Annotated in this window: 24 protein-coding genes; 12 read left to right on the top strand and 12 right to left on the bottom strand. The window is 67.7% G+C overall.

All coding sequences use genetic code 11. The annotated features are described in order from the left end of the window. Window positions 1-46: 46 nt before the first annotated feature. On the top strand, window positions 47-340 hold the full coding sequence (locus OED01_RS15105) for a hypothetical protein (RefSeq protein ID WP_264156104.1): 294 nt from the start codon (window positions 47-49) through the stop codon (window positions 338-340). 2 nt (window positions 341-342) lie between these two features. Here the strand turns inward: OED01_RS15105 and OED01_RS15100 are convergent, their stop codons facing one another. After that, window positions 343-858 carry a hypothetical protein gene (locus tag OED01_RS15100; protein WP_264156103.1) on the bottom strand — a complete coding sequence of 172 codons (516 nt, stop codon included), beginning with the start codon at window positions 856-858 and terminating at the stop codon, window positions 343-345. A gap of 271 nt (window positions 859-1,129) precedes the next feature. Between OED01_RS15100 and OED01_RS15095 the strand changes: the two genes are divergently transcribed. Together OED01_RS15095 and OED01_RS15090 are read left to right on the top strand one after the other, a co-directional pair. Next, entirely contained in the window at window positions 1,130-2,071 is a 942-nt protein-coding gene (locus OED01_RS15095) for a hypothetical protein (RefSeq protein WP_264156102.1), read from the top strand. Then, complete coding sequence (locus OED01_RS15090; protein ID WP_264156101.1) at window positions 2,068-2,379, top strand: hypothetical protein; 312 nt, start codon at window positions 2,068-2,070, stop codon at window positions 2,377-2,379. The genes OED01_RS15095 and OED01_RS15090 overlap by 4 nt, the downstream gene beginning before the upstream one ends. 7 nt (window positions 2,380-2,386) lie before the next feature. Here OED01_RS15090 and OED01_RS15085 read toward each other — a convergent pair whose 3' ends face one another. Beyond that, window positions 2,387-3,910 carry an ATP-dependent DNA ligase gene (locus OED01_RS15085; protein WP_264156100.1) on the bottom strand — a complete coding sequence of 508 codons (1,524 nt, stop codon included), beginning with the start codon at window positions 3,908-3,910 and terminating at the stop codon, window positions 2,387-2,389. A gap of 119 nt (window positions 3,911-4,029) precedes the next feature. Here OED01_RS15085 and OED01_RS15080 point away from each other — a divergent pair, with 119 nt between their 5' ends. Both OED01_RS15080 and OED01_RS15075 read left to right on the top strand, forming a co-directional pair. Then, window positions 4,030-4,260, top strand: a complete 231-nt coding sequence (locus OED01_RS15080) for a DUF2188 domain-containing protein (protein ID WP_264156099.1) — start codon at window positions 4,030-4,032, stop codon at window positions 4,258-4,260. Between the two features lie 104 nt (window positions 4,261-4,364). After that, window positions 4,365-5,564: a MalY/PatB family protein gene (locus OED01_RS15075; protein WP_264156098.1), complete on the top strand. Its 1,200-nt coding sequence runs from the start codon at window positions 4,365-4,367 to the stop codon at window positions 5,562-5,564. Window positions 5,565-5,573: 9 nt separating this feature from the next. Here the strand turns inward: OED01_RS15075 and OED01_RS15070 are convergent, their stop codons facing one another. The 3 genes from OED01_RS15070 to OED01_RS15060 form a co-directional block, all read right to left on the bottom strand. Then, the gene (locus OED01_RS15070) at window positions 5,574-6,059 is read right to left on the bottom strand and encodes a pyridoxamine 5'-phosphate oxidase family protein (protein WP_264156097.1); all 486 of its coding nucleotides are present in this window, start codon (window positions 6,057-6,059) and stop codon (window positions 5,574-5,576) included. A gap of 109 nt (window positions 6,060-6,168) precedes the next feature. Continuing rightward, complete coding sequence (locus OED01_RS15065; protein WP_264156096.1) at window positions 6,169-6,555, bottom strand: VOC family protein; 387 nt, start codon at window positions 6,553-6,555, stop codon at window positions 6,169-6,171. Between the two features lie 81 nt (window positions 6,556-6,636). Next, window positions 6,637-7,632, bottom strand: coding sequence for an SDR family NAD(P)-dependent oxidoreductase (locus OED01_RS15060; protein ID WP_264156095.1), 996 nt, complete (start codon window positions 7,630-7,632; stop codon window positions 6,637-6,639). An 84-nt stretch (window positions 7,633-7,716) separates the two neighbouring features. On the opposite strand from OED01_RS15060, the gene OED01_RS15055 reads away from it, so the two are divergent. Continuing rightward, a complete protein-coding gene (locus OED01_RS15055; RefSeq protein ID WP_264156094.1) occupies window positions 7,717-8,286 on the top strand; it encodes a TetR/AcrR family transcriptional regulator in 570 nt (189 codons plus the stop codon). Between the two features lie 67 nt (window positions 8,287-8,353). Here the strand turns inward: OED01_RS15055 and OED01_RS15050 are convergent, their stop codons facing one another. The 3 genes from OED01_RS15050 to OED01_RS15040 all read right to left on the bottom strand — a co-directional run bounded on the left by OED01_RS15050 (window position 8,354) and on the right by OED01_RS15040 (window position 10,621). Then, the gene (locus tag OED01_RS15050) at window positions 8,354-8,719 is read right to left on the bottom strand and encodes a bleomycin resistance protein (RefSeq protein WP_264156093.1); all 366 of its coding nucleotides are present in this window, start codon (window positions 8,717-8,719) and stop codon (window positions 8,354-8,356) included. Between the two features lie 73 nt (window positions 8,720-8,792). Further along, complete coding sequence (locus OED01_RS15045; protein WP_264156092.1) at window positions 8,793-9,962, bottom strand: GTPase family protein; 1,170 nt, start codon at window positions 9,960-9,962, stop codon at window positions 8,793-8,795. Continuing rightward, the gene (locus OED01_RS15040) at window positions 9,959-10,621 is read right to left on the bottom strand and encodes a hypothetical protein (RefSeq protein ID WP_264156091.1); all 663 of its coding nucleotides are present in this window, start codon (window positions 10,619-10,621) and stop codon (window positions 9,959-9,961) included. Before OED01_RS15040 ends, OED01_RS15045 begins: the two co-directional genes overlap by 4 nt. A gap of 370 nt (window positions 10,622-10,991) precedes the next feature. Here OED01_RS15040 and OED01_RS15035 point away from each other — a divergent pair, with 370 nt between their 5' ends. After that, window positions 10,992-11,882, top strand: a complete 891-nt coding sequence (locus OED01_RS15035; protein ID WP_264156090.1) for an SDR family NAD(P)-dependent oxidoreductase — start codon at window positions 10,992-10,994, stop codon at window positions 11,880-11,882. A 24-nt stretch (window positions 11,883-11,906) separates the two neighbouring features. Here OED01_RS15035 and OED01_RS15030 read toward each other — a convergent pair whose 3' ends face one another. Next, the gene (locus OED01_RS15030; RefSeq protein ID WP_264157984.1) at window positions 11,907-12,416 is read right to left on the bottom strand and encodes a single-stranded DNA-binding protein; all 510 of its coding nucleotides are present in this window, start codon (window positions 12,414-12,416) and stop codon (window positions 11,907-11,909) included. Window positions 12,417-12,638: 222 nt separating this feature from the next. Here OED01_RS15030 and OED01_RS15025 point away from each other — a divergent pair, with 222 nt between their 5' ends. From OED01_RS15025 to OED01_RS15010, 4 genes are all read left to right on the top strand, one after another. Beyond that, window positions 12,639-13,946 carry an ABC transporter substrate-binding protein gene (locus OED01_RS15025; RefSeq protein WP_264156089.1) on the top strand — a complete coding sequence of 436 codons (1,308 nt, stop codon included), beginning with the start codon at window positions 12,639-12,641 and terminating at the stop codon, window positions 13,944-13,946. Between the two features lie 74 nt (window positions 13,947-14,020). Next, window positions 14,021-14,893, top strand: a complete 873-nt coding sequence (locus tag OED01_RS15020) for a carbohydrate ABC transporter permease (protein ID WP_264156088.1) — start codon at window positions 14,021-14,023, stop codon at window positions 14,891-14,893. Next, window positions 14,890-15,783: a carbohydrate ABC transporter permease gene (locus tag OED01_RS15015; RefSeq protein WP_264156087.1), complete on the top strand. Its 894-nt coding sequence runs from the start codon at window positions 14,890-14,892 to the stop codon at window positions 15,781-15,783. The genes OED01_RS15020 and OED01_RS15015 overlap by 4 nt, the downstream gene beginning before the upstream one ends. Before the next feature lies 1 nt (window position 15,784). Beyond that, window positions 15,785-16,471: an alpha/beta fold hydrolase gene (locus OED01_RS15010; protein ID WP_264156086.1), complete on the top strand. Its 687-nt coding sequence runs from the start codon at window positions 15,785-15,787 to the stop codon at window positions 16,469-16,471. Between the two features lie 36 nt (window positions 16,472-16,507). On the opposite strand, the gene OED01_RS15005 is transcribed toward OED01_RS15010, so the two are convergent. Genes OED01_RS15005 through hisD form a run of 3 tightly spaced genes read right to left on the bottom strand, consistent with a single transcriptional unit; the run spans window position 16,508 to window position 19,334 of the window. Then, window positions 16,508-17,251 carry an aldolase/citrate lyase family protein gene (locus OED01_RS15005; RefSeq protein ID WP_264156085.1) on the bottom strand — a complete coding sequence of 248 codons (744 nt, stop codon included), beginning with the start codon at window positions 17,249-17,251 and terminating at the stop codon, window positions 16,508-16,510. Continuing rightward, on the bottom strand, window positions 17,251-18,009 hold the full coding sequence (locus OED01_RS15000) for an SDR family NAD(P)-dependent oxidoreductase (RefSeq protein ID WP_264156084.1): 759 nt from the start codon (window positions 18,007-18,009) through the stop codon (window positions 17,251-17,253). The genes OED01_RS15005 and OED01_RS15000 overlap by 1 nt, the downstream gene beginning before the upstream one ends. Then, on the bottom strand, window positions 18,006-19,334 hold the full coding sequence (hisD, locus tag OED01_RS14995; RefSeq protein WP_264156083.1) for a histidinol dehydrogenase: 1,329 nt from the start codon (window positions 19,332-19,334) through the stop codon (window positions 18,006-18,008). The genes OED01_RS15000 and hisD overlap by 4 nt, the downstream gene beginning before the upstream one ends. A gap of 46 nt (window positions 19,335-19,380) precedes the next feature. Here hisD and OED01_RS14990 point away from each other — a divergent pair, with 46 nt between their 5' ends. Then, on the top strand, window positions 19,381-20,436 hold the full coding sequence (locus tag OED01_RS14990) for a LacI family DNA-binding transcriptional regulator (RefSeq protein ID WP_318841112.1): 1,056 nt from the start codon (window positions 19,381-19,383) through the stop codon (window positions 20,434-20,436). Window positions 20,437-20,522: the final 86 nt, after the last annotated feature.

The raw sequence follows: 20,522 nt of genomic DNA, 5'->3' as shown, positions 1-20,522 counted from the left end.
CTCGCGGCGGAGGTGGTTTCTCGCGGGCGCGGCGGTCAGGATCAGGATGCCGCTGGCTCGGCGTGCCGGGTCTGCCCTCGGTGACGTCGCCCGTGCTCTGGACGGCCTCGAGCGGGCCGGCTTCGCTGTACCGGATGCTGCGATGCCGGTGTATCTGGAGAGCATCCGGGCGATCGCGGATGCCGAGGTCGCCGCGACGCCGACCGAATCCGCCGAGGCCGCCGTGCGCTACGTCGTGCTCGGATCGGTGCTCGTCGAACCGCTGCTGCTCGCGCTGCGGCGCGTCGCCGAGCAGGTCGCGTCTGCGGAGCGATTCGGCGGAGCGCAGCCGGGAGCCTGACGCTAGAAGTCGCCGCCGGGGTAGGTGCCTTCGGGCAGGGTGAAGCAGACCGAGTAGGAATCGATGACGATGGTGCCGGGGCGTCCCTGGCCGAAGAGGTATCCCTCCCCGGTCGTCGGCGACTCCACAGTCGCGACATAGTCGTCCGTGATGCCGCGGCGGTTGGTCACCTCGAACTCGCCCGCCGGGAAGAGGGTGTCGATCTTCTGCTCCATGTCCTTCGTGATCGACTCGGGGTCAGCGCCGGGAACCAGGGTCACGGTGGTGATGCCTTTCCAGCGGTGCTGCACCTCATCGCAGCGGAAGAGTCCGCCTTTCTCGTTCTGGTCGACGCTGATGACGGCCTCGGTCGGCACGAGCGCAGCGATCTGCCGTTCCATCGCCTGCGTGTCGGCTTTGGCCTCTTCCCAGGTCAGCGTGCTCGCCGCTTCTTCGGCCGGCGCCGGTCCCGTGCAGCCGGTCAGAGCCAGGGTGAGGATTCCGAAGACGAAGAGGGCGGCGCGCGCTCGCGCGGTCATCGCGTCACCAGCTTCTCCAGGTCGTGCCGCCCTGGACGCGAGAGCGGGACCTCGGTGCAGAAGAGCGCTGCATCGTTCACGAAAGTCCCCCGGCATCACGTCGAACGGTTGCGCCGGATGACAGCGTCCACCCGGCACGACGCGGCAGTGCCGCGTGCGCCCTCAGCCTAGGCGCTCCGTTGCGCGCGGCGATGGGCAGTTCTCCCCGGACACTTTCGGCCGTTCCGGCTCTGCTCGCGATGTTTCCGGCATCGTGTGTCAGCGTGTGAGCATGACCGATGCGAATCCGGCTTCTCGCGCGACGTCCAGCCGGCTGCTGCCGTTCGCGATCGGCGTCGCCGGGGCGGTGCTGGGACTTCTGCCGTGGGCCGTCGCCGGGACGCTGCCGTTGCAGAATCTCTGGGCGACCGAGGTGATGCCCGAAGCCATGCCGTTCGTGCTGCTGCCGCTGAGCCAGTACTCCGCGACGATGCTGTTCTCGCTCGTGCTGCTCGGTGGGGTGTTCGCCGGTCTCGCGGTGCGGGTGACGCGCCGTCGGCGCGCCATGGTGCTGTGGCCCGCGGCGCTCGGCGTGGCGGTCGTGCATGTGATCGCCGCAGCGCAGAGCTTCCTCGTGCTCGCCGAAGGGCTCGGGATACTGCGTGGCTCGGCTGGAGCGCGGGAGGTGCTGTACTTCGGCGGGCTACTGGGGGGCACGATCGCGGCGGCACTGCTGGCGCAGCTCGGCCTCTGGATGACGGCGCGGCCGTCGGTCGCCGTCGCATCTTTGGCGATCGCGCTCGCGGCGGTGCCCTTCGCGACCTGGGTCGCGCGGTGGTTCGGCGCGTTCGCCGGTCCGATGGGTCCCCCGCCGGTGATCTCGATGGTGGGCCACTGGCTGCCGGGCGTCGTCGTCGGCGGCGCGCTGGTGTGGTGCGGGGTGCGTCCGGCTGGTCGACTGGTCGTGTGGGTCGTCGCGCTGCTGTCGGTGTGGGTGGTGCCTGCGCTGTTCACCGCGATCGGCTACGGTCTGGGGATGCGGGTGCTGCAGGGGAATCCGGTCGAGATGGCCGAAGCCGCCGCGCAGGTGTTCCCGTTGGCACTCGCGGAGGTGTGGTGGCCGGCGGTGCTGGCTGCGGCGATCGCGGTGGTCGGCACGGTCGTACGGGCAGGGTGGGCCACCCGGGCGACACCAGCGGACACTTCGGGCGCGGATGCGGCGGCTCCCTCGTGACCCTCGTCGTCCTCATCGTCGTGGTGATCCTGGTGGGGTTCATCGTCTCGCTGTTCATCCGCGATCGGCAGTTCCGCAAGCACGGTCGCCGCATCAAAGTGCGACTGGATGACGTGCGTCACGTCGGTACCAGCGAGACGGGCGCGGTGACCGTTCGGTACCGGGCGTCGTGGGCGGAGGACGGCAGGACGAAGCTGATCGAGGGCCGGGAGACGATTCCGGCGAAGCGGCTTCGGCAGATGCAGGTGGGCCGCAGCGTGTACGTCTTCTATCTGGGAGACGGGCGCGCTCAGCTCGACCTCGGATGAGGCGGGTTCAGCCGCGCAGCAGTGCCCGCAGGGTCTGGATCGTGTCGGCATCCGTCGCGGTCTTGTCGGGGCGGTAGCCCTTGACCCTGGCGAAGCGGAGGGCGATGCCGCCGGGATAGCGCGGCGACTGCTGGACGCCGTCGATCGCGATCTCGACGACGAGCTCGGGCCGCAGGAAGACGGCGCCGGGCGAGCGGTGCGTCTCGTAGCCGGGGAAGGTGTCGGTCTGCCACTGCAGCAGTTCGTCGGTGAGCCCTTTGAAGGTCTTCCCGACCATGACGAACCCGCCCGGCTCACCGAACTCGCCGGTCGGGTCGTGGGCGCCGAGATGCAGGTTGGAGAGCTTTCCCCGGCGGCGGCCGGATCCCCATTCGGCGGCGAGCACCACGAGGTCGTAGGTGAGGACGGGTTTGACCTTCACCCAGGACTTGCCGCGCCGCCCCGCCGTGTACGGGGAGTCGATCGCCTTGACGAGGACGCCCTCGTGCCCGGCGGTGAGGGCGTCGCGGGACAGCTGCTCGGCGGCCTCCGGATCGGCGGTGACGATGCCCGGCATCCGCCACTCGTCGGCGATGCGCTCGAGCTCAGCGAGGCGGGTGGAGAGCGGCTCGTCGAGCAGGTCGCGCCCGTCGACGTGCAGCAGGTCGAAGAACCACGGGCGCAGTGCGAGTTCGCGTGAGACGTCGGCTCCGAAGCGCGACATGGTCTGCTGGAACGGCCGCGGCCCGCCGTCCTCATCGAGTGCGAGGGTCTCGCCGTCGAGGATGAGATCGTTCGCAGGGAGAGCGCGCACGATCTCGACGAGCTCGGGCACGCGGTGCGTGATGTCGGCGAGGCTGCGCGTGTAGACGCTGACGTCGTCGCCGCGGCGATGGACCTGGATGCGGGCTCCGTCGAGCTTGTACTCGACCGAGGCCTCGCCGGTGAGTTCGAGCGCGGCGGTGGGCGTCGCGGCGGTGCCGGCGAGCATCGGCAGGACGGGACGCCCCACCTGGAGTCCGACGTTCTCGAGATCCTCGGCTGATCCGGTGAGGGCGAGCAGAGCGGTCTCGCCGAGGTCGCCGGACAGCATCGCCGCCCGCCGTACGGTGGCGACCGGCCGATCGGATGCCCGCGCGATCGCATCGAGCAGCACCCCGCCGAGCGCGCCGGTGCGCAGTTCGCCGAGCATGGCGCGGGCGAGGAAGTCCCACTCCGCAGCGGTCGCGCGTGAGGCGAGATCGGTCAGCGCGTCGGTGCGGACCGCCGCCGAACCGGTTCCGGATGCCGTGGCGAGCGCATCGAGGGCGGCGTCGACGTCGGCGATCGTCAGGATCGTGTCATCGGCATGGGTGAGGTCGAGGACGGCGAGCCCGCGCCATCCGACGCCGAGCCTGCCCTGTCTCGGTGACGCGAGCAGGAGACCGATCAGCGGTGCGATGTCGCCGGGATCCGCGCGCGCGAGCAGCCGCGCGAGCGCGTCGATCTTCGCGAGGCGCGATGACGTGGCGGCGACCTCTTCGGCAGTGGAGACGAGCTCGCTGAGCTTCATGACGGCATTGTCGCACCGGGGTGCGACATCGGAAACCGCGCCGGTGGAATCAGCGTGTCAAGGGGGTCGTCGCCCGCGGGATGCCCCCGTAGGACTGAAGCAGAGAGAAGGGAAACCGCATGGCTGCAGGCGATATCGAGACGTTCCAGCGCGACGGCATCTGGTTCAACCGCATCGAGGGAGAGGCCCGCACTCTGGGCACCAGCTTCACCTCGAAGGCGGAGGCCGTGAAGGTCGGGCGCGGAGCGGCTGCGGCGCGCCAGGTGCAGCACACCGTGCGTACCGAGGAGGGCCCGTCAGAGGACGCGAACGTCTACGACCGGCATCCGCGGGAACTCATGGGGGAGTGACGCTCGTCCGCGCGGGGTCCCTGTCATCCGCGGAAACGAGACGTGCGCACGCGGTCCGTCGTCCTTAGATTGGGTGTTCCCCGCTTGCTGTGAAGGAGTCCCGCGTGTCCGACTTTCAGACCACGACCGCCGCGCGCACGGCACAGCATCCGTTCGACAGCAGGACCCGCTTCCAGCTCGATCGGCCCGAGAGCCGCAAGTGGAGTCTGCATCCGGGGCGCATCGGTGCCTGGGTCGCCGAGATGGACTTCGGGGTCGCGCCCGAGATCGCCGAGGCGATGCACCGCGCGATCGACGAGGAGAACCTCGGTTACCTCTCGCCTCCGCTCGCCGCGGAGCTGGGTAGCGCGACGGCCGACTGGATGAGCGCCGAATACGGCTGGGCCGTCGACCCCGAGCGGGTGCACGCCGTCTCCGATGTCATGGCCGTCCTGCGGGTGGCGGTCGAGGAGTACGCGCCGGCCGGGTCACCGGTGATCGTGCCGACTCCGGCGTATATGCCGTTCCTGACATATCTGCCCACGATCGGGCATCCGGTGATCGAGGTCCCCGGCGTCGAGGTCGACGGTCGGTGGCAGCACGACCTGCAGCGCATCGACGAGGCGTTCGCCGCCGGTGCCCGCACGCTCGTGCTGTGCAACCCGCACAACCCGACCGGGACCGTCGCCGATCGCGCCGAACTCGAGGCCATCGCCGAGATCGTCGAGAGGCACGGTGGGCGGGTGTTCGCCGATGAGATCCATGCTCCGCTGCGGTTCGGCGGGCGACCGTTCATCCCGTACGCGTCGGTGTCGGAGGCGACCGCCGCGCACACCATCACCGGTACGAGCGCGTCGAAGGCGTGGAACATCCCGGGCCTCAAGACGGCGCAGCTGATCACGTCGAACGATGCCGATCAGCAGCTCTACCGCGGCTTCGGGTTCTCGGTGCAGCACGGCGCGGCGACGCTGGGCGTGGTGGCCTCGACGGCCGCGTACCGGGCGGGGAAGCCGTGGCTGGACGGCGTGATCGACTACCTGGACGGCTCGCGCACGCTGCTCGGATCGCTGGTGTCTGAGCATCTGCCCGGCGCCGTGTATCGGGAGCCGGAGGCGACGTACATCGGCTGGATCGACACGAAAGCCCTCGGCATCCCCGGCCCGCCCGCGGAGTTCTTCCGCGACCAGGCCGGGGTCGTCCTCACCGAAGGACGCCTGCTCGGGCGCGGGTACGAGGACTTCGTACGTGTGGTGTTCGCCACGCCGCGGCCGATCCTTGAAGAGGCGTTCGCGGCGATGGGGGCGGCTGTCCGTAGTGAGCGCTGACCTGCGCTCCTAGAGGTCGACCTTGGCGTTGTCGCCGCCGTCGTACTGCCTTCCCGTGAGCTTGGACTTCACGAAACTGAAGGCGGTGGCGATCTTCCCGCCGGGGCTGTCCCAGTACTCCGCCGATTCGGCCGTGAACTTCAGCACGCCGACGAAGGGGTCGTCCGGTCCGTCGGGGAACCACGCTTCGACCACCGGGTTCCACAGTTCTTCGATCTTCTGGCGGTCTTCGATGAGGCGGGCCGTGCCGGAGAGCGACACCCACGAGTCGGAGGAGCTGAACGAGACGTTCGCCTCGGAGTCGGCGGCGAGGTCCGCCACCGGAGACGCTTTCTTCGAGACCAGGAACCACAGGTCGCCGTCGAACTCCGCTTCCTGGACGGTGAGCGGATGGGCCACCAGCTTGCCGTCCGTGTGCCGGGTCGCGAACATGGCGAAGCGGAAGTCCTTGATGAGCTCGGCGACCTTCTTGCGCTCGTCGATGGTGTCGGTCATGGTGTCACCTTTCCCTGTCGTCGGATGCTGCACATGCAATGATGCCCGCTCGGCCGGGTTGCGCCGAGGGGGTTGAGGCGGGGACGGGCAGCGGCTACGGCATCCGACGTCAGTGTGCGGGCTGGGGACGCCAACCCGACCAGTCGGGACGATCGACGATGCAGAAGCGGTTGCCCTCGGGGTCTTCCATGATCACGTAATCGGCGTCTTCCGGCAGGTTGTCCCAGTGCACCTCGCGGGCGCCGAGCTCGGTGAGTCGACGCACCTCGGCGGCCTGGTCGTCGGCGTAGATGTCGAGGTGGATGCGTGGCGGCAGGATCCGCTCGGAATGATGGGCATCCAGGGCGATGCAGGGGGCGTCTGCATCACGCGGTGTGAGGACGACCCAGTCCTCGTCCGCCGGATCCCGCTCGACGTAGCCGAGCGCAGCCTGCCAGAAACGGGACTGCGCGGGGAGGTCGCTGACGCGGATCACGATCGACACGATCTTCAACATGCGGCACAGCGTAAGTCGGGCTCTGGCACCCGGACAAGGGGGATGCGCGGGGCGAGGACCATCGCCCCGCGCATCCGGGGCTTACTGAACCGACCAGCCGCCGTCCGAGGCGAGGATCGCGCCGTTGATGTTCACGGCGTCGTCCGAGAGCAGGAACGTGATCGAGGCGGCGAGGTGCTCGGCCGTCGCCACAGTGGGGATCGCCTGCTGGAACGGCGCCAGGCGCGCGGAGCCGTACTCGGACATGTTCGGGGGCATCGGGATGCCGGTGGCGACGCCGCCCGGAGCGACGGAGTTCACGCGAATGCCCTTCGGCCCGTACATGAACGCCGCCGACTTCGTGACGCCGATGATGCCGTGCTTGCTGGCCGTGTAGGCGTTGCCGGAGGAGTTTCCTCGGAGGCCCGCTTCGCTGGAGACGTTGAGGATCGCGCCGGTTCCGGCGGCTTCCATGATCGGCAGGACCGCGCGCATGAGCTTGAACGGTGCGGTGAGGTTGATGGCGATGACGCGGTCCCACACGGCATCCGTCGTCTCGCCCGCGGGGGAGAAATCGTCGTTGATGCCGGCGATGTTCGCGAGGCCGTCGATTTTGTCGCCGGCGGCGGCGATAACTGCGTCGATGGCATCCTGCTTCGTGAGGTCGCCCGCGACCGTGATGACATCGGGAAGTTCGGCCTTGAGGGCCTCGAGCTTCTCGGCGGAGATGTCGGCCGCGACGACGCGTCCGCCTTCGCGGGCGATGCGGGATGCCGTGGCCCTGCCGATGCCGGATGCCGCGCCGGTGACGATCACGGTCTTGCCGGCGAAGCGGCCGGTGGTGGGCTTCTCGGTCCAGCCGGTGGATTCGGCATCCTCGGGGATCTCGCCGCCGTTGGCAGAGCGGACGAGGTCGTCGACGACGGCCTGGGGCAGGGCGCCCTGGCTCATGGCGACGAGCTGCTGCAGGGGCAGGCCGAGGACGGGGGTGAGGACTTCGGGGTCGGCGCCGGTCTTCTCGAACAGGCCGCGGATGAGCGGTCCGCCGGTGGGATCGTTCAGCCATTCGCCGATGGTGGAGTGTGCGGTCAGGGCCATCGTGGTCTCCTTCTTTCGCTTTCTCTATATAACGCAACGGTGCGTCTAGTTATTTCTGAGGGTACTACTCGGTAGCCTGTGAGCGTGCCGAGACCTCGAAGCGAACAGGCGCGCCAGGCCGTGCTGGCGGCGATGCGCGCCGCGCTCGTGGATGAGGGGTACTCGTCCGCGTCGATCGAGGGGCTGGCCGCAGCGGCCGGTGTCTCGAAGCAGACGATCTATCGCTGGTGGCCGTCGAAGGCGGCGATCCTGGGGGAGGCGCTGCTCGACGGAACGCTGCCCGGCGCGGACATCGCGCTGCCGCAGACCTCGGATCTCGAGGCTGACCTACGGGCGTGGTTCACTGCGATGTCCGCATCGCTGGGGGATGCCGAGGGCGTGGCGCTCGCGCGGGCGCTCATCGCCGTCACCGCGACCGATGCCGAACTGGGTGCCGCGCTGAACGAGAAGCTGGCGGCGCCGATCCGCGGATGGGTGTCGCAACGGCTGGCTCGTGCGGTCGAGGCCGGGGATGTGCGGGCGGACGTGGATGCCGCGGTGATCGCCGATCAGTTCGTCGCGATGGCCAGCTACGGGGCGCTGCAGGGGAAGGTGCTCGGGGCAGAGCAGGTGGATGCTGTGGTGGGAGTGCTGATGCGGGGGATCACCTCCTAGCTCGCTGAGCTTGTCGAAGCGCGCGCCCGCCCTTCGTTCGCTGAGCTTGTCGAAGCGCCACACACCGTCAGGCGACGTTCTCGATCAGATTCAGCTGCGTCCCATCCGGGTCGACGAGGAAGCCCGCTCGCTGCCCCCAAGGCTGAGGCTCCACGGGGTGCAGCCGAGGGAACCCGACGGACGCCTCGATGACCCCGGTCGCCCTGATCTGCCGGTACAGCTCATCGACATCGTCGACGCGGATGCTGCACATGAAGGAACTCTCCTCGGGCACGAGGCCGGGAAACGCGAAGAACTCCAACTGGAGCGACCTGCGGCGGAGGATCAGCCAGCCAGCGTCGCGATGGACCAGTCCGAACCCGAACCCTCCGTAGAACGTGATCGTGGCGTCGAAGTCGCGGGATGGCAGATTCGGCACCGCGTGGTCGGTCATGCCGGAAGCCTAATCACCTGGCTCGTGCATCTGACAACGATGTGGATGCCGTGGGGTGAGGGAGCACTTCGTGTCAGGGCTTGGCGGTCTTCTGCATCATCACTTTGCGGGCCACATCGAAGAAGTTCGGGAGGTAGTCGCTTACGCCATCCATCAAGGTCGCCGGATCGATCTTGCCCGTGTATATCTGCTCGCAGAGGCGCATCCACGCTTCGCCGGTGGCCGCGGTGAGTGCGCCGGCGACGCCCGCGTTCACGACGCTACCGACGCCCGGAACCAACTTGATGAAGCTGCGCGTCAGTGCCTGCCCAGAGATCTGCACGCCGAGCTGGGCCAGTGCCCCGGCAGACATCATCGTCTTGAGCTCCAGGTCGTAGATCGTTGCGATGCGGCCCATCATTCCGAGCTGGATCGGCGCCAAGGCCACCGCATCCGCGACGGGGATGGGCGTCGCCGCTGCCGTGGCTGCGAGCGCTGCGGCTCCGGCGATGATGGGGCGCACCATCTCGCGCTTCCACGGGAGGTTGAGCCGCTGAGCAATGCGAAAGGCGTCCTTCGCGTCTTCGGGGGAGAGTGCGAGCGTCTCCGCGACAAGCTCACCGAGTCCATGGCCCTTGCCCTTCCCGTTCGGATCGCTGGTCGATGTGAGCATGACGCGCTCGTAGGGGATAGCGAGCGGCTGTCCGTTCTCGTCGACCGGATGCTCCAACCAGTCGACGAACTCTTCCAGCCCTTTGGCCGCGGTGTACTTGCCCGTGATCGGATTTCGCGCCCAGTCGACTTTGGTCAGGACGAGGATCACCGGCAGACCGCGGGCATCCAATTCCCGGATCATCTCGATGTCAGCGGGCGTAAGGCGGTCGTCGTTGGCTTTCACGCAGTACCAGACGACCGCGATCTGCTCCGCAGACGTCCGTTGGGAGATCGTCTCCAGATGACGCTTCAACTGCTCGCCCGGAGGAACGGCCGAACCGATCTCGAAGCCTTCGATGTCCCAGATGCCGAGCGAGTCGTCATGGTGGTAGTGCACGCCGCGAGTCACCGGTAAGCCTTTGCCGACCTTGGCCAAGTCGCGACCGAAGACTGCGTTCACGAGTGAGGACTTGCCCACACCCGTGCCACCGATCACGGCGAGGTTGAACCGGCCGTACCGGGACTTCGCCTCGGAAGTCGCGTCGAGAAACGGCTGTCCGTCAACCTCGTGAGGTGGGTCGACTCGTTCCGAGGCGTCAGGTCCGGTCATGACGTGAACTCGAACTCGAGCGTGATGTCAGGATCGATAGCCTCCGCGATGCGGGTGTAGAACGCCTCGGCCTGATCTTCGAGGACAGAACGGAAGCCTTCGACGTGCTCGTCTATCGCGTGGTCGGACAGAATTTCCTCGAACACCTCGTCGGTGTCGATCTTCGGGGTTGTCCAGCTGAGGACGCCGTTCTCTTCGTTGGCCACGCTCAGTTCGGGGTTGGCATAGCCCAGCGAGATGAACTCGGGGATGTGGACGTGATATGAGCTGTCGCCCGTCGGGACGATATCCACGTCCTTTCCCTCGATCCCGAATTTCGCGTCGTAGTCGTAGCGCACCAGTACTGAACGCTCGGTGCCCGGAAGCGTGAGGAGCTGGACGTCGCCGATCGCGAGCTTCAGGCCGTCGGCACGCTCCTCCTCGACGTCTGTCATCCCGGCAGTCAGGAGGACGACTTGTTCTTCACCCTTGATCGACCGGATCACCTGGGTGTCGCGGGACTCGGCAGCGCCGAGAAACTTGCCCAGCACGACGCCGGCGAATGCGGCCCCACCGATGAGCGCGAGGATGAAGAGGGCGAGCAGGAGCTTGGCCCAGATCGGTGTCTTTCGGGCAGGGCTTTGTGGCGCCAACGTAGGCGGCGTGGTCATCGCGGTCATGTGTGAGTATCCCCAGATTCCTCGTGCGGTGCGATTGTGGTGGTACCGATGAGATCGGGGTAGCCTGCGGCGGACAAGCTCTTCTCAAGCGTGGTGCACCAATGATCCTCGTGGTCTCCGGTCCCGACGCCGTGCAGAAAAAGCAGGGTGGGTTGTGGCGGCATGGAGTCCTCGTTTCTCCCCGAAAAGTGCAGCGTGCACGACGATCAGAGTAGCGCCCGGCACACGCTCCTTGGCCTCGCGGTCGTCACTACCCCCGAGCGGGTCTGCAACTACTGCTGACATGGCCTGCGGTCCTGCCAGATGTATCAGGCAGGACCCCGCGCGCTCTTGATCATTGAATGGATCCTCTGCGCGAATCGGAGTCGTGATGTCAGGTCGGTGGACGGGCAAACGCGCGCTCGTGACAGGCGCCAGCAATGGCGTCGGACTCGAGATCGCCCGCAGCCTGGCGGAGGAAGGCGCACGGTTGATCCTCCCGGTGCGCAGCCGGCTCAGGGGAGATGCCGCCGCCCGCAGCATCCTCGCATCGGTCCCGGACGCCGAGATCGACGTCCGCGATCTCGATCTCGCCCGTCCGGAGACCGTGACGGCACTCGCGATGGAGTTGCGCGCCGAGGGCGAGGCCGTCGATCTCTACGTGATGAACGCCGGCGTCGTGCTACTCGGCGATGCCGAGCGTCACCTGACCGAGCAGGGGATCGAGCTGCATCTCCAGACCAACTTCCTCGGCCATTACGCGCTGACGCTACTGCTGCTGCCGTTGCTTCGACGCAGCCGCGCACGTATTGCCGTGCAGCTCAGCCTCGCCGCCCCGCACGGGCGACTGGATGATCTGCAATCCGAGCGGCGATATCACCCGCTGCGTGCCTACGCGGCATCCAAGCGTGCACTCGGGATCTACGCCTACGCGCTCGCTCAGTCCAGCGTCGCAGGCATCTGGGGCGTGAACGTGCAACTGTGCCATCCCGGCGTGGTGCCGGGCACCGGCATCGCGGCCGACGCTCGCAAACGGGCGCCCGCCGCCACCAGCCGGTTCGTCGAACGCCTCGGCAGCACGCCTCGCCAAGCAGCGGAAACTGCGCTCGCCGCGCTGGCATCCGACGCCGTGCCCGGACAGTACTACGTGCCTTCCGCGGCCTTCGAACTGTCGGGTTCACCGCGCGAGCGCCCGGCGCCCAATGCGTTCACCGATCCGCGGGAAGCCGACCGGATCCTGGAGATGGCCGAAAGTCTGGCGATCGCGTCGCGCTGCACATAGCGGCTCCGCGCACATCGATGGGAGTCAGAACGGCGTCTCATCCACCCCGCTCGCCGCCCAGCTCTGCCCCGGCGCCGCCCATCCGTCCGTCGTGCCCGATCCACCGCCGGCCCCCGCAGGCGCAGTCACCGCAGCATCCCGGGCCTGCCCGCCTCCGAAGCTCCCGCCCGACCGCTCCTCGCGCGTCACCTGCGCGGTCGCATATCGCAGCGACGGTCCGATCTCGTCGATCTGCAGCTCCATGCTGACGCGGTTGTTGCCCTCGCGGTCCTGATACTCGCGCTGCTGCAGCCGCCCGCTGGCGATCACGCGCATGCCCTTGGTGAGCGAGCCTGTGATGTTCGTCGCAAGATCCCGCCAGGCGGAGCAGCGCATGAAAAGAGCGTCGCCGTCTTTCCACTCGTTCGCCTGTCGGTCGAAGCTGCGCGGCGTGCTGGCGATTGTGAAGCTGGCGACCGCGACCCCGCCCTGCGTCTGGCGCAGCTCGGGTTCGGCGGTCAGGTTGCCCACGACGGTGATGATCGTCTCGTTCATGTTCTTCACTCCGGTTCCGTATGCTCTTCATCTCGTGTCGAGACTGCCTCGTCGGTGAGGTGAGCTCAGCGTACGCCGCCGCGCCGACATCGACCGCCCGCCGACTCGCATAGCACGCGGCATTCCGCGTCAAAATGGATAAGTATACGTATTCAGACCGTTATGGAGGATTCTCTAACTTAGGCTTCCCATACTCGACTGCATACGTATACCATCGGCCGTATGGCACACATGAAGCATCGGATCCTGCCGGTTCTCGCACTCGCAGCCGTGGGCACAGTCGCCCTCACCAGCTGCGGAGCCGGCAGTCGTACCGACAACGAGAACGCGACAACGGTGTCGTGCGACTACACCGCGCCCGAAGGTAAGACGACGGTCAACGTCCTCGCCTACAACTCCTCCGCCATCGACCCGTTCACGGACACGATGGTCTCCAGCTGCACCACCGACGATGTGACCCTGAAGCACGACCCCATCGACTTCGGCGGGCAGGTCACCAAGACGACCGCGACCCTCTCCGGTGAAACCGGCACCTACGACATCATCGAGACCTACGGATTCGTCATCCCCGGCCTCGCGAGCGACGAGAAGCTCGTCCCCCTCAACGACCTGTACGAGAAGTACGCCGACGACTACGGCCTGGACGCGATCAGCGAATCGATGCGCGAGGGCATGTCGTTCGACGGGGAACTGTACGCCCTGCCGATGCAGGCACAGATGTTCGTCATGGCCTACCGCACCGACGTGTTCGAAGACCTCGGACTCGACGTGCCGACGACCTTCGACGAGATGATCGCGGCGGCCCAGGCGATCCAGGATGCCGGAGTCATGGACTACCCGATCGCGCTGCCCTGGCTCGCGACCAGCGATGTCACGACCAGTTACGAAGCAGCCATGAACTCGCTCGGCGCTGATTTCGTCGACGAGTCAGGCAACGTCACCCTGAACACGCCGGAGGCGAAGCAGGCGCTCGAAGCGCTCATCACACTGAAGCCCTACATGGACCCGCAGGTCACGACGTTCGACCAGCCCAAGGTCCAGCAGCAGATGTACAACGGCACCGCCGCGATGTCCATCATGTTCTCCGGCCGCATGAACGACCTGACGCTGCCCGCGAACTCCAAGCTCGCCGACTCCTTCGGCTTCGCCGGGGCCCCCAAGCTGACCTCCGACGCGGAGTTCTCCTACAACCGGCTCTCCATCGACGGCTGGTCGATCCCCTTCAACACGAAGCTCGATCACGAGATGCTGTTCGTCATGATGGCGTCGGCCGTGAGCGAGGACGCCTCGACCGCCTCCGTCCCCGCGGCCTACCCGGCACGCGAGGGCATGGTGACCGCGGACAACTCGCCGTACGGTGAAGCAGCCAACGATTCGATCGCGTCGGCCATGCCGCCGATCGTCAACGCCTCGCTGGCCGACATCACCAACGAGATCCGTCCGATCCTCGTCGACGTCATCAACGGCAAGACGACCGTGGACGATGGTCTCGCACAGATGCAGGCCGCCGGCGAGAACATCGCGGGCTGAGTTCGACCGACGTCCGATGACGGTGATCCGGGAGCCACGGCATCCGGATCACCGTCACCCCGGAAAGGATGCCAATGAAGGCACGTGAATTCTGGCTGCTCGTGCTCCCGAGCGTCGTCGTGATGGGAGGACTCCTCGTCCTCCCGCTGATCAAGACGATCCAGTGGAGTCTCGAAGAGGTCAGGTACGGAACCCCTGGAACGTTCGTCGGCTTCGCCAACTTCGCCGACGCACTGACCGATCCGCGCTTCGGCAGCGCCGTGATGTTCACGGTGGCGGTGACCGTCGTGACGACGATCATCCTGCTCTTCCTCGGCTACATCATCGCCACCGGCATCAACCGCATCACCACGTCGCGACCGCTGGTGCTGGGCATCATGCTCGTCTCGTACGTGCTGCCGAACCTCGTCGGCGCCGTCGCGTTCTCGTGGCTGTTCGACGACAACTTCGGTGGGGTCGTCAACCGGCTGATCGGCTTCTTCGGCGGCACGCAGGTGCTCTGGTTCACCGACCAGGTGCCCAACGCCATCCTCGTCATCGCGAACACCGTGTGGCACATGCTGCCGTTCGCGATGCTCATCATCCTCGCCGGCCTCCAGGGCGTGCCGGCAGAGCTGCGCGAGGCGTCGAAGATCGACGGCGCGAACGCCCTGCAGACGCACCTGCACGTCATCATCCCGACGATCCGCGGCGTGCTCGGCTTCGTCACGCTGATCACGATCATGGACGTGCTGCGCATGTTCGACAACCTGATCCCGCTCTCCCCGCAGGCCGCGTCGATCGGCAACGAGTCGATCATGCTCTACGTCTACTCCGTCGCCTTCGCCGACGGCGCCCAGAAGCTCGGGCTCGGCAGCGCGATCAACGTGCTCACGATCATCCTCATCCTCATCATGCTGATCCCGTTCATCCGGGGCATCTTCAAGGAAGCGAAGGCCGAACGATGACGCTCACGGACCTCGACCTTTCCACCCGCGCCGTCACCACGGCCGGCACCGGCAAGCGCCGCTCCGGCTCCCGTCGCCGGCCGCCGGTGATCACCGGCATCCTGCTGGCGATCCTGTGCGTGGTGATGCTCAGTCCGTTCATCTGGATGGCGCTGTCGGTCACCAAGCCGACCGACGTCGCCTTCTCGAACCCGCCCGTGCTGTGGGGATACGAGCCGACCCTCACGGCCTTCGTGGACCTGTGGCAGACGACCTACTTCGCGGACTATCTCGTCAACACCATCGTGGTCGCCGTCGTCTCGACCGTGATCGCCCTCGTCATCGGCATCCCGGCGGCCTACGCGTTGTCGCGCTTCCCGAGCTACGTGTCGGCGCTGCTGCTGATCCTTGCGCTGATCTTCCGCGCCCTGCCCCGCTTCGCCGTTGTGCTGCCGATGTACGACATCAGCCGCGCCATCGGCATCTACGACACCACCTTCGCGCTCGCCATCGCCCTGGTCGCGATCAACCAGCCGTTCACGATCTGGCTGCTGCGGAACTTCTTCGCCGAGATCCCGCGCGAACTGGACGAGGCCGCGATGATCGACGGCTGCACCCGCATCGGGATGCTGCGGCGCGTCATGATCCCGCTCATGGGCCCCGGCATCCTCACCGCGGGGATCTTCGTCTTCCTGTTCGCCTTCCAGGAGTACCTCACCGCCCTGGTACTCACCGATACGTCCTCCAAGACGGTTCCGGTGTTCATCGCGACACAGCTCGGGCAGACGCTGCCGATGCTGCAGCAGGCCGGCGCGGCATCCATGCTCCTGACCATCCCGGTGTTCGTGATCGCCTTCATCGCGCAGAAATACCTGGTGGCGGGTCTGAGCGACGGCGCCGTCAAGGGCTGACGTGCATCCGATCGTCCTGCTGCCGGGCATGAACTGCTCGGCGGACCTCTGGTCCGACTGCGAGTTCGGCGAGACGCTGACGCCGTCGCTCGCGCACGAGACGATCGACGATCAGGTCGACGCGCTCCTCGCGGAACTGCCGAATCGGTTCGTCCTCGCAGGGCTCTCCCTGGGCGCCATCGTCGCGATGGCGCTCGCCCTGCGGGCGCCGGAGCGCGTGACCGGACTGGTCCTCTCCTCGACGAACGCGAAAGCCCCCACACGGGCGCAGCAGGACGGCTGGCAGGAATGGCTGCGCCGACTGGATGCCGGAGACACGGCACGCGACCTGCAGCACGGCATCCTTCCACTGCTCCTCTCAGAAGACGTCCGCCTGCGCCGACCCGATCTCGTGGAGCGCACGCTCCGCATGGGAGACGAGACGAGTGCGGCGCACCTGCGCGCGCAGCTGCGCATGCAGAGCACGCGCACCGATCTGCTGCCCCGGCTGTCGCGGCTGCCGATGCCGGCGCTGGTCATCTCCGGCCGCGAGGATGCCCTGTGCCCGCCGACCTTCCACGCCGAGATCGCCCATGAGATCGCGTGTACGCGCCTGGTCTCCGTGGATGCCGGGCACCTGGTGCCCCTCGAACGGCCGCGGGAGTTCAGCGATCTCGTCGGCACCTGGCGCGAGCGGCAGCGGATCTGACGGGAGGCCGTGGATCCCCTGCCGCTCGGCGCGTGCTCAGCGGGTCGGCGCCGCCAATGCCTGCAGATGCTGCATGAGCGAGGACGCCAGGTTGTAGACGACCAGGTTCGCTCCGTCCGCGAACGCCTGCTCGCCGCCCTCGCGGGTGCCGACGATGTCCATCCGCAGCGAACCGGCCGCAGCGAGCTCGGCGTTCACGGAGGCGATGGCCTCGGCGAGCGGTGGATCGGATTCCCCGCTGGAGGCCGCGAGATCGGCCGGCCCGATCATGATGCCGTCCAGCCGAGGCGTCGCGATGATCCCCGCCGCGGCAGCGACGCCGCCCGGCGACTCGATCATGCCCAGCACCAGCGTGTTCTCCAGGAACCAGTCCTTGTGCGCCGCCGGTGGTGTCTGCCCGAACCGTCCGGCGCGGCTGTACGTCGCGAAGCCGCGCGACCCGACCGGCGGATACATCGCGGCATCCACCAGGGCGGCCGCGTCATCCGATGTGTCCAGATGCGGGGCGAGGATGCCCTGCGCCCCCTGATCGAGGACGCGGAGGATCTGGTTGCGGTCGTCCTCGCCCACGCGCACGACGACCGGCACGTCGTGCACGCCCGCCAGAGCGATGTGGTTGCGCAGCGCGATGAGATCCGCCGGTCCGTGTTCGCAGTCGATCAGCACGAAGTCCATGCCGGCGATCGCCGACATCTCGACGAGCTCTTCCGCCGGCATCCGCACGAGGACACCCACGAGCCGCTCGCCGTCCAGCGCTCGCTCCCGCAGTGACGCGGTCATCACGCCACCATGCCCGCGGACAGGTCGACGTCCGCGCCGCACATCCCCGGCATCCCGAGCATCGCGACGACCGCGGAGCCGACCTCCGCCTCGGTGACCATGCGGCCGAGCGCCGAACGCGAGACGAACGCCGCCTCGGCATCCTCGACCGACGAGCCGGAGCGCTGCGCCTCGAGGCGGAAGTTGCGCTCCATGCGCGGGCCGGCCACGGGGCCGGGGGAGAGGGTGTTCACCCGTACCCCGGCAGGGCCGACCTCGAACGCCAGCGTCGAGGTCAGGCCGATCACCGCCATCTTCGAAGCGCAGTACGGGGTCCGATGTGCGAGCGGGCGCTTGCCGGAGACCGACGCGACGTTGATGACGTCGCCGTCGCCTCGAGCGATCATGCCCGGCAGCAGCGCGCGGCACATCATGAACGTGCCGCGGACGTTGACGTCGAACACCTCGTCCCAGTCGTCGACCTCGATGTCGACCAGCGCCGACACCGGCCCGGCGATGCCGGCGTTGTTGACGAGGATCGACACCTCGGTGCCCTCGAGCGATTCCGCCAGGGCGGCGACGGATGCCGGATCCGACACGTCGCCGGCGATCCACCGTGCTCGGGAGCCGAGCTCGGTCGCCACGGCTTCCAGCTTCGCGGTGTCGCGGCCGACCAGGATGACCTCCGCACCGGCGGCGTGCAGGGACCGCGCGATCGCCGCGCCCAGTCCGCTGCCGCCGCCGGTGACGACCGCGATGCGATCGGTGAGGTCCGTCATCGAACGCCTGCCTCCGCGGGGTGCGCCGCCTCGATCCACTCGTACTCCGCTCCGGCGTGCCGCCAGGCGCGGGCGTCGCCCGAGCGGGCGTGGCCCTCGAACAGTTCGACGCGCGACGCGCGACCGCACACCTCGCCGAGCTGCGCGGACGACTCGGCCGAGGTGACCTCCTGATAGGTGACCGTGCGCAGGTACTTGCCCACCCACAGCCCGCCCGTGTAGCGAGCGGCGCCCAGCGTCGGGAGCACGTGGTTCGTGCCGATCACCTTGTCGCCGTAGGAGACGCAGGTGTTCTCCCCGAGGAAGAGCGCGCCATAATCGTGCATGCGGGTGAGCGCCTCCCGCGGGTTCTGCGTGAACACCTGCACGTGCTCGAACGCGAAGTCGTCCGCGATGCGGTACGCCTCGTCCAGATCCTCGGCGACGATGACCTGACCCCAGTCGCGCCAGGCCGGTTCGGCGTAGTCGCGCGTCGACATCCCGGGGAGCAGCTTCTCGATCCACTCGATGACCTGTTCGCCGAGGGCCTGCGACGTCGTCACGAGGACGGCGGGGGACTCCGGGCCGTGCTCGGCCTGCGACAGCAGGTCGACCGCGGTGAAGAACGGGTCGGCGTGCTCGTCGGCCACGATGAGGATCTCGGTTGGACCGGCGAACAGGTCGATGCCGACCTCGCCGAACAGCTGGCGCTTGGCCTCGGCGACATAGGCGTTGCCTGGGCCGGCGATCATGTTGACCCGCTCGATCGTGTCGGTGCCGACGGCCATCGCCGCCACAGCCTGGATTCCGCCGAGGACGTAGATCTCATCGGCGCCCGCCATCTTCATCGCGGCCACGGTGGCCGCGGGGATCTCGCCGCGGATGGGCGGCGTGCACGCGACGACCCGGGGGACGCCGGCGACCTTCGCGGTGATGATCGTCATGTGCGCGGAGGCGGTGAGAGGGTACTTGCCGCCGGGGATGTAGGCACCGGCGGCCTGCACCGGCACGTGCTTCTGACCCAGGAAGACGCCGGGAAGCGTCTCGACCTCGATGTCGACGAGCGAGTCGCGCTGCGCCTGCGCGAAGCGGCGGACCTGCGTCTGGACGAACTCGATGTCGGCGATGACCTGCGGATCCAGCGTCGCGATGATGTCGTCGACTTCGTCGTCTGAGAGCCGGTAGGAGGGCGGGCTCCAGTTGTCGAACTTCTCCGCGTAGCGGCGGACGGCGTCATCGCCGTTCTCCCGGATATCCGCGATGATATCCCGCACGCGCTCGGCGACATCCTGCTGCGATGTGTCAGCGAACGTCTTCGTCGGCGCGCTCTTCAGATGCAGGGGCATAGACTGATCCTTTCAATGCATACGTATGTGGCAAGTATGACCCCGTATGCACAGACGGTCAAGCGCACTAGAATCCGAAGAGCTCGGAGGGGGACAGCCAATGGTGGTTACCAGTAGGGACGTCGCGCGGCTGGCCGGCGTTTCGCAGCCAACAGTGTCGCGTGCGCTGCGGGATGATCCGCGGGTCTCCGCCGAGACGAAGGTCAGGGTCCGCGAAGCCGCGCAGGTGCTGGGATACGTCCCCAGTGAAGCCGGCCGAGCACTGTCCTCCGGACGCACGCGCCGGATCGGACTGCTGCTGACCGACCTCGACAACCAGTTCTATTCGCACATCATCGCCCCGGCCCATCGCGAGCTCGAGCGTCTCGGCTACCAGCTCATGCTGCACACCGAGTCGGCAGACAACGACACGATCGCGGAGCGCCTCACCGCCAACGGCCTGGATGGCGTCATTCTCGCGACGATGACGATGGATTCGGTCGCGCCCGTGCGGCTCAAGGACCGCGGACTGCCGTTCGTCTACTTCAACCGGACCGGCTCGCTCGTCGACGCCGATGCGGCCGTCGTCGACCCCGCTCCCGGCTACCGAGAGGCCGTCGCCACCGCCGCGGAACACGGTCACCGTCGGGTCGGCGCCGTGCTCGGGCCGAGCAACACCAGCACGGCGCAGGTCCGCGAGCGCGCGCTGACCGACGCCCTCCGCGAGCACGGCATCGCCCTCGATGAGTCGGCGATCCGACGCGGTGTCTACAGCGCCGCGGCCGGCGAGGCCGGCGCGAGCGAGCTGCTGCAGGGACCCGATCGCCCGACGCTGCTGTTCTGCGGCAACGACGTCGTCGCCTACGGGGCGCTCAACGCCGCGCATCGCGCGGGTCTGCGGGTTCCGGAGGACCTCTCGATCGTCGGGTTCGACGACCTGCCCGAGGCATCCTGGCCGATCATCGATCTGGCCACGGTCGGCTACGACATCGGGGGGATGGCGGCCGCCGCGGCCGACCTGATGGTGCGCAGGATCGAGGCTCCGGATGCTCCGCTCGAGCGCACCCGATTCGCCTCGGCGTTCGTCGCGCGACGCAGTCTCGCGGAGGCGCCCGCCTCCTGAGCGGTGCATCTGGCCTGACACGCGTGTGTCTGAGCGATGACCCTTGCATCCGGTTGTGCATACGCATACACTGCCAATCATCGCCA

It is taken from the genome of Microbacterium sp. M28, from assembly GCF_025836995.1.
Classification (GTDB): domain Bacteria; phylum Actinomycetota; class Actinomycetes; order Actinomycetales; family Microbacteriaceae; genus Microbacterium.
The sequence above is the reverse complement of the archived record's forward strand: the minus strand, read 5'-3'. Positions and strand labels throughout refer to the sequence as shown.